Annotated in this window: 14 protein-coding genes; 5 read left to right on the top strand and 9 right to left on the bottom strand. The window is 66.9% G+C overall.

From position 1 onward, the window contains the following. Positions 1-98 precede the first annotated feature (98 nt). From J3R73_RS05865 to J3R73_RS05855, 3 genes are read left to right on the top strand one after another with little or no spacing between them, the layout of a single operon-like run. A complete protein-coding gene (locus J3R73_RS05865; RefSeq protein WP_307423623.1) occupies positions 99-1,172 on the top strand; it encodes an LLM class flavin-dependent oxidoreductase in 1,074 nt (357 codons plus the stop codon). Position 1,173: 1 nt separating this feature from the next. Beyond that, positions 1,174-2,166: a transcriptional regulator GcvA gene (gene gcvA, locus J3R73_RS05860; RefSeq protein WP_307423621.1), complete on the top strand. Its 993-nt coding sequence runs from the start codon at positions 1,174-1,176 to the stop codon at positions 2,164-2,166. A 46-nt stretch (positions 2,167-2,212) separates the two neighbouring features. Then, entirely contained in the window at positions 2,213-3,055 is an 843-nt protein-coding gene (locus J3R73_RS05855) for an NAD(P)-binding domain-containing protein (RefSeq protein WP_307423619.1), read from the top strand. A 493-nt stretch (positions 3,056-3,548) separates the two neighbouring features. On the opposite strand, the gene J3R73_RS05850 is transcribed toward J3R73_RS05855, so the two are convergent. Together J3R73_RS05850 and J3R73_RS05845 are read right to left on the bottom strand one after the other, a co-directional pair. Continuing rightward, the gene (locus J3R73_RS05850; RefSeq protein ID WP_307423617.1) at positions 3,549-5,528 is read right to left on the bottom strand and encodes a protein-L-isoaspartate(D-aspartate) O-methyltransferase; all 1,980 of its coding nucleotides are present in this window, start codon (positions 5,526-5,528) and stop codon (positions 3,549-3,551) included. 274 nt (positions 5,529-5,802) lie between these two features. Beyond that, positions 5,803-7,008, bottom strand: a complete 1,206-nt coding sequence (locus J3R73_RS05845) for a multidrug effflux MFS transporter (RefSeq protein WP_307423614.1) — start codon at positions 7,006-7,008, stop codon at positions 5,803-5,805. Positions 7,009-7,201: 193 nt separating this feature from the next. Between J3R73_RS05845 and J3R73_RS05840 the strand changes: the two genes are divergently transcribed. Next, positions 7,202-7,885, top strand: a complete 684-nt coding sequence (locus J3R73_RS05840; RefSeq protein WP_307423611.1) for a TetR/AcrR family transcriptional regulator — start codon at positions 7,202-7,204, stop codon at positions 7,883-7,885. 44 nt (positions 7,886-7,929) lie between these two features. On the opposite strand, the gene J3R73_RS05835 is transcribed toward J3R73_RS05840, so the two are convergent. The 6 genes from J3R73_RS05835 to J3R73_RS05810 all read right to left on the bottom strand — a co-directional run bounded on the left by J3R73_RS05835 (position 7,930) and on the right by J3R73_RS05810 (position 13,406). Continuing rightward, entirely contained in the window at positions 7,930-8,337 is a 408-nt protein-coding gene (locus J3R73_RS05835) for a DUF1398 domain-containing protein (RefSeq protein ID WP_307423609.1), read from the bottom strand. Between the two features lie 68 nt (positions 8,338-8,405). Further along, on the bottom strand, positions 8,406-8,858 hold the full coding sequence (locus tag J3R73_RS05830; RefSeq protein ID WP_307423606.1) for a MarR family winged helix-turn-helix transcriptional regulator: 453 nt from the start codon (positions 8,856-8,858) through the stop codon (positions 8,406-8,408). 217 nt (positions 8,859-9,075) lie between these two features. Continuing rightward, positions 9,076-9,978, bottom strand: coding sequence for an ABC transporter permease (locus J3R73_RS05825; RefSeq protein ID WP_307423603.1), 903 nt, complete (start codon positions 9,976-9,978; stop codon positions 9,076-9,078). Between the two features lies 1 nt (position 9,979). Beyond that, on the bottom strand, positions 9,980-10,921 hold the full coding sequence (locus J3R73_RS05820) for an ABC transporter permease (RefSeq protein ID WP_307423599.1): 942 nt from the start codon (positions 10,919-10,921) through the stop codon (positions 9,980-9,982). 133 nt (positions 10,922-11,054) lie between these two features. Then, positions 11,055-12,335 (bottom strand): ABC transporter substrate-binding protein, encoded by a 1,281-nt coding sequence (locus J3R73_RS05815; protein ID WP_307423596.1) that lies wholly within the window; start codon positions 12,333-12,335, stop codon positions 11,055-11,057. A gap of 45 nt (positions 12,336-12,380) precedes the next feature. Continuing rightward, a complete protein-coding gene (locus J3R73_RS05810) occupies positions 12,381-13,406 on the bottom strand; it encodes an ABC transporter ATP-binding protein (protein WP_307423593.1) in 1,026 nt (341 codons plus the stop codon). Between the two features lie 224 nt (positions 13,407-13,630). Here J3R73_RS05810 and J3R73_RS05805 point away from each other — a divergent pair, with 224 nt between their 5' ends. Then, a complete protein-coding gene (locus J3R73_RS05805) occupies positions 13,631-14,323 on the top strand; it encodes a GntR family transcriptional regulator (protein WP_307423590.1) in 693 nt (230 codons plus the stop codon). On the opposite strand, the gene J3R73_RS05800 is transcribed toward J3R73_RS05805, so the two are convergent. Continuing rightward, the gene (locus J3R73_RS05800; RefSeq protein ID WP_307423588.1) at positions 14,306-15,640 is read right to left on the bottom strand and encodes an MmgE/PrpD family protein; all 1,335 of its coding nucleotides are present in this window, start codon (positions 15,638-15,640) and stop codon (positions 14,306-14,308) included. The genes J3R73_RS05805 and J3R73_RS05800 overlap by 18 nt on opposite strands. Positions 15,641-15,744 lie beyond the last annotated feature (104 nt).

Below are 15,744 nucleotides of genomic sequence, written 5' to 3'. Positions count from 1 at the left end.
AAGAGAGGGCGCATGCTGCAAAGGAGCATCGCGCCTGACGTGACATTCGCTCCCGCGGAACGGGCGGGAGCCGCGCCGGCCGCGACGAGAGGACCGCCATGACGAGACTCGGCCTCTTCAATCTCATGGGCCTGTATGACCGCAACACATCCCCGGCGTCGGTCCTGAAGACGACGATCGATATGGTGAAGATGGCGGAGGACTTCGGCTTCGACGTCGCCTGGTTCGCCGAGCATCATTTCACCAACCATTCGATCTGCCCGTCCTCGCTGCTGATGGTGGCCCATTGCGCCGCGGAGACGACCCAGATCCGCCTCGGCCCCGCCGTGCTCGCCCTGCCCTTCTACGATCCGCTGCGCCTGGTGCAGGAGGCCGCCTTCGCGGATCTGCTGACGCATGGGCGCCTCGCCCTCGGTCTCGGCTGCGGCTACCAGCCCTATGAGTTCGATCGATTCCATGTCGACCCGGCCGACCGCTACCAGCGCATGCTGGAGGCCTGGGACATCCTGGAGCAGGGCCTCACCAGCGGCGTGGTCGAATATGCCGGGCGCTTCCACGCCATTCCGCGCACGGAACTGTCGATGCGGCCTTTCGGCCTGGCGATGCCGGAACTCTTCGTCGCGAGCAGCCATCCCGACCTGGTGGGACGGATGGCGACGCGCGGCCACACCCCGTTCATGAGCTTCGGCCATCGCGGCCTCGCCGCGGCGCGGGCGTTCCGCGACATGATCGCCGAGCGCTGGCAGGCGGCCGGCGGGCAGGCCAGCGCCATGCCACTCGCGGTGCAGCGCTATGTCTACGTCACCGACGATCCGGAGGAAGCGCGCCATGCGGCGCAATGCGTGCGCGACCTCGCCCGCGCGGCCCTGCCCCTGTCCACCGCGCGCCCGAGCAAGGACGGCCCGTTCCTGCGGCTGATGCCGCTCAACGACGAACCGCCGCTCGACGATTTCCTCGACAATGCGGTGATCGGGCCGGCAGACTATTGCGCCGACAAGCTGGCCGAGGAACTGGAGGCGCTGCGGCCGACGCACCTGTCCTGCTTCATGGGATTTGCGGGCATCGGCCGCCGCGAGACGCTGGCCTCGATCGAGCGCTTCGGCTGCGATGTCATCCCCCAGCTCGACGACCGCCTCGAATTGCGGGATGCAAGTCTCCGGGATGCCGCCTGAGATGGACAAGAAGCCGGAGGAGCGCATCTTCGCCATTGCAAACGGGACGATAGTCGCCGATGCGCCGGCGCTCGGGACATCGCACGATCTGCGCGCGGGCCGGCGCGCCGCCAGGCTGCCGCCGCTCAACCTCTTCCGCGTGTTCGACGCCGCCGCGCGGCACGGCAACTTCACCACCGCCGCCGAAGAGCTCTGCGTGACCCAGTCGGCGGTCAGCCAGCAGATCCGCCAGCTCGAGGAGCTTCTGGAGGTGCGGCTGTTCCGGCGCATGCCGCGGCGGGTGGAGCTCACGCGCGAAGGCACCGCGCTCGCCAGCGCGGTGGGCGAATCGATGGCGCTGCTGCTGCGCGCCTGCGAGCGCATCGCCGACCCGAAGGCGCCGGTGATCCTGTGCGTCAACGCCCCGCCCTCCATCGCCTCGCGCTGGCTGGTGCCTCGGCTGAAGCGCTTCATGCAGCTCAATCCGCAATTCAAGGTGACGCTGCTCGCCTCCAACGATCCCGTCGATTTCGACCGTCAGGATATCGACGTCGCCATACGCTGGGGCCAGGGCAACTGGCCCAACGCACGGATCGAATTGCTGGCGCCCGACCGCCTCTTCCCCGTATGCAGCCCGGCGCTGCTGCGGGAGGGGCCGCCGCTCCTCGTGCCCAGCGACATCAGCCGCCATACGCTGCTCCAGGTCGTCAACGGCAGCTTCTGGGGCGCCTGGTTCGGTGCGGCGGGCGCCGGCGGCATGGCCTTCGAGGAGACGCTGTACTTCAACGATGCCGGCCTGATGCTGGACGCGGCGGTGCAGGGCCAGGGCGTCGCCCTGGCGAGCCGCCTGCTGGCCGAGAGCGATCTCAAGGCCGGCCGGCTGGTGCGCCCCTTCGACCTCGAGGTCGAGACCGGCGCCGGCTTCCATGTCCTGACCAGCCCGGACTTTTCCGAAAAGCCCGCCGTCGCCGAATTCCGGCGCTGGATCTCCCTCGAAGGCCGCGAAAGCGCCTGAGCGCCCCGGCCCCACCTCCCCCTCCATCCCCATCAGGAGTTGCGCCATGTTGCGTCTTGGTTTCGTCGGTACCGGCACGCTGGCGCAGGCCGTGATCGGCGGCCTGCAGGAGACCCACGGCGATCGCTGCACGATCCTGGTCTCGCCGCGGTCGGAGGAGACCTCGCGCGCCCTGGCCGCCCGCTATCCGAATGTCGAGCGCGCGGCGAGCAGCGCGGCCGTGGTCGAGGGCAGCGACATCGTCTTTCTCGGCATGCGCCCCCAGCAGCTGGCCGAAGGCATAGCCGCCCTGCCCTTCCGTGACGGCCAGGTGGTGGTGAGCTTCCTCGCCGGTGTGCCGCTTGCGCTGGTGCGGGAGAAGGTGCGGCCGGCCGCCGCGGTGTGCCGGGCCATTCCGCTTCCCGGGATCCGCCTGCGAAGGGGGCCGGTGGTGCTCCATCCCGGCCACGCCCTCGTCGAAGATCTCTTCGGCGGTCTCGGCGACCTGATCGTCGCGGACAGGGAAAGCGACCTCACCGCCGTCTCCAACGCCAGCGCGATGATGTCGTCGCATTTCGCCATGCAGAACCGCATGGTCGACTGGCTGTCCTCGCGCAGCGTGGCGCCCGATGTGGCGACCCGCTATGTGCGCTCGATGTTCGCGGGCCTGGCAGCGATCGGGCTGGACGGTCTCGATCGCGGCGAACAGCTCGATCCGGCCCATCACGAGACGAAGGGCGGCCTCAACGAGCGCGTGCGCTCCCATCTCGCCTCGGCCGGCTGGTTCGACGAGGTCGCCACGGCGCTCGATATCGTCGAGGGCCACCTGTCGGGCGAAAAGGCCGGCTTGCCGCGCCTCGGCAGCGACGAACATGAAATGACCGGAAAAGAGGCAGACGCACGAACATAGGCAATGCCGACGATGCTTTTGCGGGCCTGCTGCGCGCATGCGCATCACGCAATGCCGTTATGTGCGGCGCGGCATTGTAATGAAAACGTTCCCTCCCTATATCCCACCTTGTCGAGGGCGCGGCCCATCCCCTCCCGGTGGCGAGCCGCCCTTCGACGTTCCCCTCTGGATGGTGACTTTTGGACTTGATCCAAGCAACGGCCGGGCTCGTCCCGGCCGTCTTTTTTTGGCCGGTCCGTGAGGGCCGCGGCGCTGGGCCATCCAAAGGCAAGATGCCATAGGCCTGCTCGCCCCGGCACTGTGCCGGAACGTAATGGTTTCAGGTTGAACCGCAGAGCCCGTCATTCCGGCTGGAGTGAAGCGAAAGGCCGGAACCCAGAACCGTAACCTTCACAAGACCGCGTTTATGGGTTCCGGGCTCGCCCTTCGGGCGCCCCGGAATGACGGTCGACACGATCTGAACGCATCACTTGAGCATCCCTCCGGCCCCGTCTCACAGGCCGAACGGGTAGGTCTCCTCCTCGCCGCCGCTCTCGGGGGTGGGAATGGGCGTGACGGCCGACGTCTGGTCGAACCAGACATAGGCGTCGAACTGCTCGGGCAGCGTGCAGGCCGAATAGTGGCTCCAGCGCTCGCTTTCCGGCCGGTAGATCACGCCGATGAAGCGTTCGAGCCTCTCCTTCATGAGAGCCTCGCGCAGCAAGGCGGGAGCCGCCCCGAGATCGAGCAGGAAACGCGGCACGCCCGTATCATGGGCCAGCCTCTCATAGCTGTCGGAGCGCGACGGGCTGACCTGCTTCACCTCCATCGGCTCATCCCAGTCCGAGGCGCAGGCGACGGTCCCGGCATGGGTTCCGAAACCGATGAGCGCCGCGTCGGCGCCGAAGCGCTCGCGGCAGAGCTGCCCGATATTGAGTTCGCCCCTGACGCGGCCCATCTCGGTCTTGCGCGCATCGCCGATATGGCTGTTGTGGGCCCACACCACGGCCTTGGCGGACGGGCCCTTGGCGTCGAGCACGTGGCAGAGCGTCTCGAACATGTGGCGGTCGCGCAGGTTCCAGCTTTCCGCCGCGCCATAGAACATCGCTCTGTAATAGCGTTCGGCATCCCGCACCAGGCGTGCATTCTGGGAGGCATCGAGGAAGCTGTCGGGATCGGCGGCCGCAAAGTCCAGCTCCCTTGCGCAGATCTCGGCGAGCATGCGCACCACCGCCTCCTCGCAGGGCGCGTATCCCTCGCTCAGCGCCATGCGGCCATAGGCCTGCGGGTCGTTCTGCCACGGCGTCAGGCAGCCATAGCGCCGGCGCGCGACGGCCGCCGCCTCCGGGTCGACACGGTCGAGATAGTCGATCACCGCCCGGGTCGAAGCCGAGAGATTGTAGAGGTCGAGCCCGTAGAAACCCGCGCGCGCCGCGGCCGGCAGGGCGGCGTTGTGGCGGCGCAGCCAGCGCGTGAAGGCGTCGACGTCGGTATTGCGCCACATCCAGGTCGGGAAACGGCGGAACGGCGGCCTCTGGCCCGGATCGGACGGCTTCAGGCGGACATGGCGGTCGATCGTCGCGGCATCCGGCCAGTCGGCTTCGGCCGCGACGATGGTGAAGCCGTGCTCCCCGACGAGGCGGCGGGTGATCGCGGCACGCGCCCGGTAGAACTCGCTCGTGCCGTGGCTCGCCTCTCCGAGCAGGACCACCCTGGCATGCCGGAAGCGATCGAAAGCGGAACCGAAGGCCGGATCCTCCGGCGTCGGAAGCGGCTCGGCAGCCTGCGCGATCCGCTGCGGCAGCGTGCGGGCGACCGGCGGATCCGGACGGTGGGCAGCCGCATCGTCGCGCCAGCCATGCTCGCCGATCAGCGGCACGAACAGGACGTCGCCGAGATCCTCCTCGCTATAGTCGTCCTGCCCATGGCGAACGAGCTTGACGAGATGCTGGCGGCGCATCTCCTCGCCGATCGGCATGATCAGCCGGCCGCCAATGGCCAGCTGCGCGCGCAGCGTGCCGGGTATGGCGGGGCCGCCGGCGGTGGCGATGATCGCGTCGAAAGGGGCTTCCTCCGGCCATCCTCGCGTGCCGTCGCCGGTGCGGACCACGACATTGTCGCAATGCAGCCGGTGCAGGCGGTCACGGGCAAGGTCGGCGAGCTCGGCATGGCGCTCCACGGTGAAGACCTGCCGGCACAGGCGGCTGAGCACGGCGGCCGCGTAGCCCGAGCCGGTGCCGATCTCGAGCACGCGGTCCTGTGGCCCGAGCGCCGCCGCTTCCGTCATCAGCGCGACGATATAGGGTTGTGAGATGGTCTGGCCGGCTTCGATCGGCAGCGGGGCATCCTCATAGGCGAACTCGCTCATTCCCCCCGCCAGGAAGGCCTCGCGCGGCACCGCGCGCATCGCCGCCAGCACGCGCTCGTCGCGCACGCCCCGTCCCGCAACCTGGCGTTCGACCATCTGCCGTCGGGCATCGGTATAGTCGAGCATGGACACCTCCGGGCACTCCCGCCGATAGCGGGGAAACCGCGGCCGAGGGCCTGCGTTCCCTCACGGCGCGCAATTCGCCATCGGCAGCGGCGACCGGACCTTCCTCTCCCGGCGCGTCCCGCGGGCGCACCCGCCGGCGACGCCGACAGCGCCTCGAAAAAAGGGCCGGCCAGCATCCGCCGGCCGGCCTTCTTGGCCTCGAGCATCGTCGTCGGCGTCGCTTTTCAAGACGGACAATCCTGGACTACCGGCCCGAGACCGCCCGCCCCCTCGCCTATTCCGCCGCTGCTTCCGCCCCGACGACGCGGCGGGCGACCGTCGCCTGCATCAGGATGAAGGCCGCCACCGCGCAGAGGGCGATGCCCGCCGCCATCGGCACGGCCGTGCCGTCGAAGAACAGTCCGGCGACCGCCATCGCGATGGCCGCGGTCACGAATTGCAGCGTGCCCATCAGCGCCGATGCCGTGCCGGCGATCGCTCCGTGGTCTTCGAGGGCGAGCACGGCGGTCGTCGGGATGACCAGGCCGAGGAAGCCGTAGCCGACGAAGAGAAATGTCGCCATCACCGGCAGCTGGCTGAAGCCGGCGGCCATGACGACGATCATCGTGGCCATGGTGGCGGCAAAGGCGGTCAGCGCCAGGCGCATCACCCGGACGAGGCCGAAGCGGGCGCCGAGCCGCCCGGTCAGCTGCGAGACGGTGAAGAACGACACCGCGTTGATCGAGAAGGCCAGGCTGTATTGCGTCGGCGTCAGGCCATAATGGTTGATCAGCACGAAGGAGGAGTTCGAGAGATAGACGAGGAAGGCCGATATGCCGAGACCGCCGATGAATGTCAGGGTGAGGAAGTCGCGGTCGCCCATCAGCAGGCGATAGGCGGCGACGGTGCTGCGGAAACCGCTCTCGGAGCGCTCCTCCCTCGAACGGGTCTCGTCGAGCTGCGTCGCGAGCAGGATGAGCCCGACGAAGGCGGCGATCGTCACGGCGAAGAAGACGCCGCGCCAGCCATAGAAGGCGATGACGGCGCTGCCCGTCAGCGGCGCCAGGATCGGCGAGATGCTGAAGACCAGCATCAGCAGAGACATCAGCCGCGCCGCCTGCACGCCGGTGTGCATGTCCCGCACGATGGCACGCGGGATCACCATGCCGGCCGCCCCGCCGATGCCCTGCAGGAAGCGGAAGGCGATCAGCGTTTCGATGGAGCCGGCCGTCGCACAGCCGATGCTCGCCACCGCGAACAGGCCGATGCCGATATAGAGCGGCACCTTGCGGCCGAGCATGTCGGCGAGCGGGCCGTAGACGAGCTGGGAAAGCGCGAAGGGAATGAAGAAGGCCAGCAGCGTCATCTGCACGAGGCGGTTGTCGGCATGCAGGTCGCTGCCGATCGACGGCAGGGCCGGGAGATACATGTCGATCGCGAAGGGGCCGATGGCGGAAAGCAGGCCGAGGATGAGCGCAATGCGGAAGAAAGGCGTCGTCATCGCAATAATCTTTCAAGAATGGCGGAAATCCGGCCTCGCTGCGCCCGCCTCTCGGCCTGCGGCAGCGATTCAGCCCTCCATGCGGGCTCGAAGCACCGCGACTGAGGGCTGGACTCGGATGCCCATTAATTTGGACGTTCGTGTCAAATTAGACAGTATTGTCTAACCCGTCAACACGCCTTATCTTCCCTTAATGCGAAGGCGTGATCACATTGCGGCAAAAGCGGCCGCCCCGACCCAGCGCGGACAATGCTCGAAGCGGGTGTCGATCCTCGACGCAGCCGCCGAAGTGTTCTGCCGCGAGGGCTTTTCCGGCGCGAGCATCGATGAGATCGCCGCCGGAGCCTGCGTGTCCCGCCAGACCATATACAACCATTATCGGGAAAAAGAGACGTTGTTCCTCGCGGTCGTCGAGGACGTCGTCGAACGGGCCAATGCCGCGCTGTTCGCGATGCTGGCGACCTTTCCGGACAGGCCGGACAATCTGGAGGACGATCTCACGGCCTTCGCGGTCCGGCTCGCCCGCAATTGCCTGTGCAATCACGACGGCAAATTCCTGCGCAGGCTCGTACAATCCGAGGGCGAGCGCTACCCGCACCTCTTCGAGACGTGGCGGCGACAAGGCCCGTGCAAGCTCGCCACCGCGCTCGCGGCGCTGTTCTGCCGGCTCGGCCATGCCGGCGCCCTGCACGCCGACGATTTCGACCTCGCCGCCCGGCAATTCCTCGCCCTCGTCAACGCCGACCTGCAGATGACCACTCTGTTCGGCGGGATGCCGACCGACGATGAACTCGAACGGGCCTCACGCGATGCGGTGCGCACCTTCCTGCGCGCCTATGCGGCACCGGTGGAAGAGAAAGTCCTCCTCCGCGCGTGACCCCCTGGGCCGCGCGCCCGGCGGCCATCCCCGCCAGCCGGACATCAGGGCTGCGAGGGAAAATGTTCGGTATGGACCTCGCCGGTCCGGCTGAAATAGACGGCCCGCCGGCCCAGGAACGACACCATATAACCCGTACAGCCCGCGGACTTGGCCTTCACGCAGAAGCCCCTGTAGGTGTAGCCGGGAACCAGTGCCTGCGCCTCTCGAATGGCCGCTTCGAGGGCGGCGGCATCGAAGCGCTCGCTCACCGCCGCGGCGGTATCGGCGGTCGGCACTTCGACGCTCTCCCCGCTCGGCAGGTAGTAGGTGGCGACCGCACGGCGCAGGTCGACGCCGTAGCTCTCGAAGCCGCCTTCCATCAGCGCGGCGACGATCTGGGGGAAGGTCATGGTATTGCCCTCGGCGGCGTCGAGGCATCGTTGGGCAAGCCTTGCCTGTTGCGCGTCCATGGCGCGTTCCTTTCATGACGATGGATGTGTGGAATCCGCCACCTGGAGCGCTGCCTGAACGCATCTGCTCAGCTGACGGGGATACCCTTCAGGCCGCGTCGCTCGACGACGGCCTTCAGGATACGCTCGACCGTCTCCCGCTCCCCGGCGGTCAGATCCCCGAAGAATTCGGCATCGTTCCGGTCCGCGAGGGCCGACAGCGCAGGCACCAGGGCCTGGCCCGCCGGGCTCAGCGCCAAGGTATGGGCACGCCCATCATCCGGACTGTCCTCGCGAAGGACGAAATCCTTGGCGATCAGCCGGTCGGCCAGTTTGCTGATCGCACCGCGTGTCAGCCCCAGCCGTTCGGCCAGGTGGCTCGGCGCCATCGCGTCCTCTCCATAGAGTTCCCGAAGCACCACCCATTCGGCAACCGTCACGTTCCGGCTTTCGAGCTTTGCGGCGAAGGCTCGGGAGACATGATTGGATACGTAGCGGAGCCAGTAACCCAGGTGGGACGTCAGATGTGAGACTTCAAGCATCGCTACCGCGCCGGCTTCCTTAGTTGACAAGGAAACTATATTCGGAAAGTTTCCTTGTCAACTACAAATCGACGGACACCGTCTGTCGGACGGCCGCGCATGCGCGAATAAGGACGGGATCCGCGTCGGGAAGCCAGCGGGCCCGAGAACAAGGGCCGGCGGCTCGGCGGGGTTGCCGGGACAGCCCGTCCCAGCGTGTATGGGCCCAGAGGCCTGCCTATACCAGCCCCTTGCCGGCGTCGGAGCCGCGCCGGGCGCGGTGGCGCTGCACCAGAATCAGGATGGCGATGGCCCCGAGGATCACCGCCATCGAGATTGCCGTCGTCACCGTGCCGAGCGCGTAGATCACCGGCGTCGTCACCGTCGTGGTCATGCCCTCCAGCTGCAGAGGCAGTGTGTTCTCCGCCCCGATCGCCTGGCTGGTACGGGCGATCTCGTCCCAGGACAGGGTGAAGCCGAACAGGGCGACGCCGACGAGCGAGGGCGCGATGATCGGCAGGACGACATGCCGGAAGGTCTGCCACGGCGTGGCGCCGAGGTCGCGCGCCGCCTCCTCATAGGAGGGGTTGAAGCGGTTGAAGACGGCGAACATGATCAGCAGGCCGAAGGGCAGCGTCCAGGTGAGATGGGCGCCGAGGCCGGAGGTGAACACGCCCACCAGGGTCTGGAAATTGTCCTGGATCCATTCGATGCCGTAATTGTCGCCCAGGGCCTTGATGGCATCGTCGACGATGCGGAACTCCAGGGCGATGCCGAGCGAGACGATGATCGAAGGCAGGATCAGGCTGGCGATCGCGGTATAGAACAGGATGTTGGCGCCGCGGAAGCGCCGGCGGAAGGCGAGCCCCGCCATCACCGAGATCACCACGGTCAGGAACGCGACGAGCAGGCCGAGCTCCAGCGAGCGCAGGAAGGCGTCTCCGACATAGGCGACGCCGATGCCCTGGAACAGATTGGAGAACCAGTGCAGCGACACCCCGTTCATCGGGAAGGTCAGGCCGCCGTCGGGCCCCTGGAAGGACAGGATGAGGATGGTAATGGTCGGCCCGTAGAGGAACAGCACATAGAGCGCGAAGATCGCGGTCAGGACGACAAAGGTCAGGCTGCGGCCTTCGCGCATCTCAAAGCTCCTTGCGGATGTCGACGAAGCGGACCATCGCCGCGATGATCATCATCACGACGGCCAGGAGGATGATCGCGTTGGCGGCCGCGATGGGGAACTGAAGATAGCTGATCTCGACATTGATGGTCTTGCCGATCGAGGCGATCTGCTGGCCGCCCATCAGCCCGATGGTGATGAAATCACCCATCACCACGGTGATGACGAAGATCGAGCCGATGGCGATGCCGGTCTTGCACAGGGGAATGACGACATTGGTCAGGGTCTGCCAGCCGGTGGCGCCGACGTCGTAGGCAGCCTCGATCAGCGACCGGTCGATACGCGACATCGAATTCACGATCGGCACGATCATGAACACCGTGTTGAGATGCACGAAGGCGAGGATCACGGAAAAGTCGGAGTAGAGCAGCCAGTCCTGCGGATCCCGCACGATGCCGAGCCCGATCAGCATCTGGTTGATCAGGCCGTTGCGTCCCAGCAGCGGAATCCAGGAGATCATGCGGATGACGTTCGAGGTCCAGAACGGGATGGTGCACACCAGCGCCAGGATGAGCCGGGTCGTCGGCCTGCGGATCTCGAAGGCGATGTAGTAGGAGACGGTGAAGCCGAGCACCAGCGTCGACAGCCAGACGATGAGGCAGAATTTCAGCGTCGAGATATAGGTCTTGAAGGTGGTGCACAGGTCCGGCAGGCCGGAGACGCATTTGTCGAACACATCTATGTAGTTCTGGATCTTGAAGTCAGGCTCTATCGAGTATTCGGTGTAGTTCCAGAAGCTGACGATGAAGGTCGCCAGCAAAGGCAGGATGAAGAACACCAGGAAGACCGCGGTGAGCGGCGCCGCCTGCCAATAGGGCGCCCAGCGCGAGCGGACGGAGGGCGGCGCGCCGGCCGGCGCCGTCGCGGGAAGTGTCGCTGTCGCTGTGGCTGTGCTGGCCGCCATGGAGAACCTGCCCGGTGAAAGGGTGCGCCGGTCACGGACCGGCATTCCTCATATGCCCAAGGGAGGGGCCGGTCCGAAGACCGGTTCCCTCATGCGTGCGAAAGAGAGGCCGGTCCGAAGACCGGCCGTTGGATCACGCCGCGATGAACTCGTTCCACTTGCGGACCATGTACTCGTTCTCGTCCATGACCGCGTTCCAGCAGGCCACGGCGCCCATGCGCTCGGCATAGGAGCCGCCGTCGCGGGTGGCGCCGGCCTTTTCGAGCAGGCCGCCGTCCGGGCCGTGGATGTCCTTCTCGGCAGGCTTGCCTTCCATCCAGTAGGCCCATTCATAGGGCTCCATGTGCTCCTTGGCGGTCTCCAGCACGGCCGAGTAGTAGCCCTGGCGGTTGAGATAGGCGCCGGCCCAGCCCGAGAGGAACCAGTTGATGAACTCATAGGCCGCGTCGAGCTGCTTGCCCTTGAGCGTCTTGGGCAAAGCGAAGCCGGAAGCCCAGGCGCGATAGCCTTCCTTCAGCGGCTGGAACGTGCAGGGAATGCCCTTGAGCCGCACGGCGGTGACGGCCGGCGACCACATCGACTGGATCACGGTCTCGCCCGAGGCCATCAGGTTAACGCTCTCGTTGAAGTCCGACCAGAAGGCGCGGAACTGGCCGGCTTTCTTGGCTTCGATCAAGGTCGCCATCGTCAGGTCAATCTCGTCCTTGGTCATGTTGCCCTTGTCGGCATATTTGTGCTTGCCGGTGGCTTCGACGACCATGGCGGCATCCATGATGCCGATCGAGGGAATGTTGAGGATGGCCGCCTTGCCCTTGAATTCCGGATTGAGCAGTTCCGACCAGCTCGAGATCGGACGCTTGATCAGGTCGGGGCGGATCCCCAGCGTATCGGCGTTGTAGGTGGTCGGGATCAGGGTGATCCATTCCGTCGGCTCGGCGGCAAACTTCTTGGAATGCTGGCCTTCGAGATAGAACACCTTCTTGGGCGCCGTGCCCTGGTCGCCGATCTTCTTGCCGTCCACTTCGCCCTTGGTGATCACGGTGGCGAGCTTGTCGACCAGCTTGATCTTCCTGGCGTCCATGCCCATCAAATTGCCCGACGGCACCAGCTTCTTCAGGCTGAAATATTCGGTGTCGACGAGGTCGAAGGAATTGGGCTGGGTGATGATGCGCTTGGTGACGTCGTCGGTATCGACCGACACATATTGGATCTTGACGCCGATGTCCTTGAAGGCCTGATCCGCGATGGCGGGGGCCTGGTTGGTCGCGGTCGAAAGATAGCGCAGCGTGATCGGTTCCGCCGCATGCACCGCCGGCGCGGCCAACACGCTCACGCCCGCCGCCGCACCGGCCAGCGCCACGCCGCCCTTCAACAGTTCGCGGCGGGAAAGCCCGCCCTTCCCATGCTTCGTCATGACGTATCCCCTTCTGGATCGGACTCTATTGGGAGGTCCGGCGCTTCAGTTCGCGCCGCCCTCGAGCACATGGGCGTCCGACGGCGCCCACGAAATGGTTGCGCGCTCGCCTTCCTGGTAAGGCTGCGCGTGGAAGGCCGGCTCCGGCACCAGCGCCGACATCTCGCCGCCGCGATCGTCGGCGAGTTGCACCGAGAAGCCGTTGCCCGCGAACTCGATGCCCGTCACCGTGGCCTGGCGGCTGCTCGCCCCGTCCGTGTCGCCATGCACGAGGCTGACGCGGTCCGTGCGCACCGCGACCGCCCTGTCCCCGAGATCGATGACGTTGTGGCTGCCGACGAAGCGGGCGACGAAGGCGGTGCGGGGCCGGGAGAAGACGTCGGCGGCCGTGCCCTGCTGCTCGATGCGGCCGGCATTCATCAGCACCACGAGGTCGGCCAGGGCGAGCGCCTCGTCCTGGCTGTGGGTGACATGCACGAAGGAAATCGCGAGGCTCTTCTGCAGGCGTTTCAGCTCGCCGCGCACGCGCAGGCGGAGGAACGGGTCGAGCGCCGACAGCGGCTCGTCGAGCAGCAGGGCATGCGGTTCGGTGATCAGCGCGCGGGCGAGGGCGACGCGCTGCTGCTGCCCGCCGGAGAGCTGTGCCGGCAACCGGTCGGCATAGGGTTCGAGTTCGACCAGCTTGAGCATCCGGCGCGCCTTCTCCAGCCGCTCCGCCTTGGCGACGCCCTTCATCTTCAGGGAGAAGGCGACGTTCTCGGCCACCGAGAGGTGGGGAAACAGCGCATAGTTCTGGAACATCATCGCCGTGCCGCGCTTGGCGGGCGGCAGGCCGGTGACGTTGACATTGTCGAGCAGGATGTCGCCGGAGGTTGCGATCTCATGGCCTGCGAGCATGCGCAGGGAGGTCGTCTTGCCGCAGCCCGACGGGCCGAGGAGGCAGCAATAGGTCGCCGCGGGGATCTTGAGATTGATCGCGTCGACGGCGATTGCATGGCCGTAGGACTTGCTTACGGCAACGAACTCGATCAGGCCCTTGGCCTTGCCTGCGGTAGCTGCGGTTTCCGGCACGAACAGCCTCTCCGTGATTGTCTACAATCCATATGCATGGCGCGTGCCAAGTGAATTCGGATGGATATTCAACGGCATAGAAAAGGCCTTACTGCCTTTGCCGAAATAATATACGGACCTCTGCAATTAAATTGAGCAACAGGCGGCCAAAATACGTTCACGCTGCGCCGCCACAACATGGTTGAAATCGTATACAAATTCTCTCAGGATATTCGCACGATTCAGTGCATCGCGAACGTTCCGGTGCGGCCATGCTCGACCTCTCCCCTCCTCCCCCCCGCAGCATCGGCCTCCAGGCCGAGCGGGAGGTCTTCGAGCGCATTCTCGGCGCCATCGCCGAGCGGCGGCTGCCGCCCGGGACGAAGCTGACGGAAGAGAGCCTGGTCGAGATCTTCGGCGTCACCCGCGCCCGGGTGCGCAAGGTCCTGCTGCTGCTGTCGCAGCGCGGCCTGGTGGCGCTCGAGCCCAATCGCGGCGCCTTCGTCGCCCAGCCCGGGCGTGCCGAAAGCGTCGCGTTGTTCCATGCGCGGCGCGTCATCGAGAGCGAAACCGCCTCCCTCCTCGCCGGCCTGCCCCAGCCGGAACGCGTCCAAGCGCTCGCCAGGCTCGACGCGCATCTGGAGGAGGAAGCCGCGGCCCGCCGCGCCGAGCAGCCCGGCGCCGTCATCCGCCTGTCGGGCGAATTCCATCGCCTCGTCGCCGAGCTCGCCGGCAATCCGGTCCTCGCCGCCATCATCGAGGACCTGGTCTGGCGCACCGCGCTCGCCCTCGCTACCCATGCGACGCGGGACGACACCGATTGCTCGCCGGCCGAGCATCCCGCCATCGTCGAGGCGTTCAGGGCGGGGGACGGCCCGCTGGCGGTGCATCTGATGACGCACCACCTCGACCATATCGTCTCATCCCTGGGCGAATAGCCGCGAAAACGCGCCGAAATCGGCGATTTTCGCGAGCTGCATCATGCCGTCCCATGCGGCGGCGCCGCCGGTCAGCCCCGCCTCCCCCGTCATGCGCAGGAACTTGTCCCTGAGGGCTGATTCGGGCAGCGGCCGGACGGGATCGCCGGGCGCATCCGTCTCCTGCGCCGTCCGCACCGACCCGTCGGCGAGGCGGATATCGAGGCGGCAGGGCCGCTGGGCCGGCAGAAGCGCCGTCATGGCCGGATCCTCCACCACGCGGACGCGCGCAGCGAGGGCGCGGATCGCCGGGTCCTGCAGGCGCTCGGGCGCGAAGGCCTCGATCCAGACGCTGCCATAGCAAAGACGCAGAGCCAGCACGAAGGGGATGGAGAAGCGCGCGCCGATGGCGGTGACGGGGCCGGTCTCCTTGAGCGCGGCGGCCGGCGCGAAGGTCGTCACGGTGATGGCCTCGATCGCGCGCGGATCGACCGGCCCCTCCGCCAGCAGAGCCTCCAGCACCGCGAGCGCCCCCTGCGTCTCGCGGCAGGAGGAGGAGAGCTTGAGGAAGGGCTCGTCGATCAGCCAGCGCCGTCCGAGATCCTCGACGAGTTTGTCGCGGTCGAAATGCGCGCCCGTCACCTCGCCGAACACCACCGCGATGCCGTCGGGCTCGCCGCTCATGCCCGCCTCCGCAAGATCGCAGGCGAGCAGCCCGTTCTGGGCGGCGACCCCGGCATAGATGTTGCGGATCGCGCTGCCCCTCACGCTGGCCGTCACGCTGGTGGCGAGGCTGAGGCTCGCGGCGAGTTCGAGCGCCGTCAGCGTCTTGCGGCTGTCGAAGCCGCGCAGCTTGGCGACGGCAGCGGCCGCGCCGATCACGCCCCAGGTGCCGTGCGGATGCACGGCCGGCCGCAGTCTTGTCGCCATGCCCGTGCGCGCGCCCGCCTCGTAGCCGACCAGCACGGCGTCGAGGAATTCCTCCCCGGAAACGGCCGGACGCGTGCTCCATTCGGCCAGTGCCGCGGCGACGGCATGGATGGCGGGGTGCCCGCCTGCCGCATAATTGCCCTCGTCGAGTTCGACGGCCGTTCCCGCAAAACCGGTGAGGAAGGCGGCGCTGGCGGCGTCCGCCCGGCGGCCGAGCCCGAAGACCCGGGCCGAACCGGCATCGGCATAGCGGGCGCAGATCGCCGCCACCTCCGGCTCCCGCCACCCGGCCAGAATGGCGCCGAGCGTATCGGCGAGCACGATGCCCGCCTGGTGGCGGGTGCCGGGCGGGACGCTGCCGCCGCTCGTCGCCCGGATGAAGTCCGCCAGTGTTTCAAACGCGGTCATAGGAAATCCATTGCACAAGACACGGTCCGGTTCATGCAAATGTCGGGCCAGATTTGCGCCATTGCGCTGCAATTTTGTGCAATTTTGGCATTGGAGAACTTACC

This window comes from Labrys monachus, from assembly GCF_030814655.1.
In the GTDB taxonomy this organism is placed as follows: domain Bacteria; phylum Pseudomonadota; class Alphaproteobacteria; order Rhizobiales; family Labraceae; genus Labrys; species Labrys monacha.
This window is presented reverse-complemented; position numbering and strand designations above follow the sequence as displayed.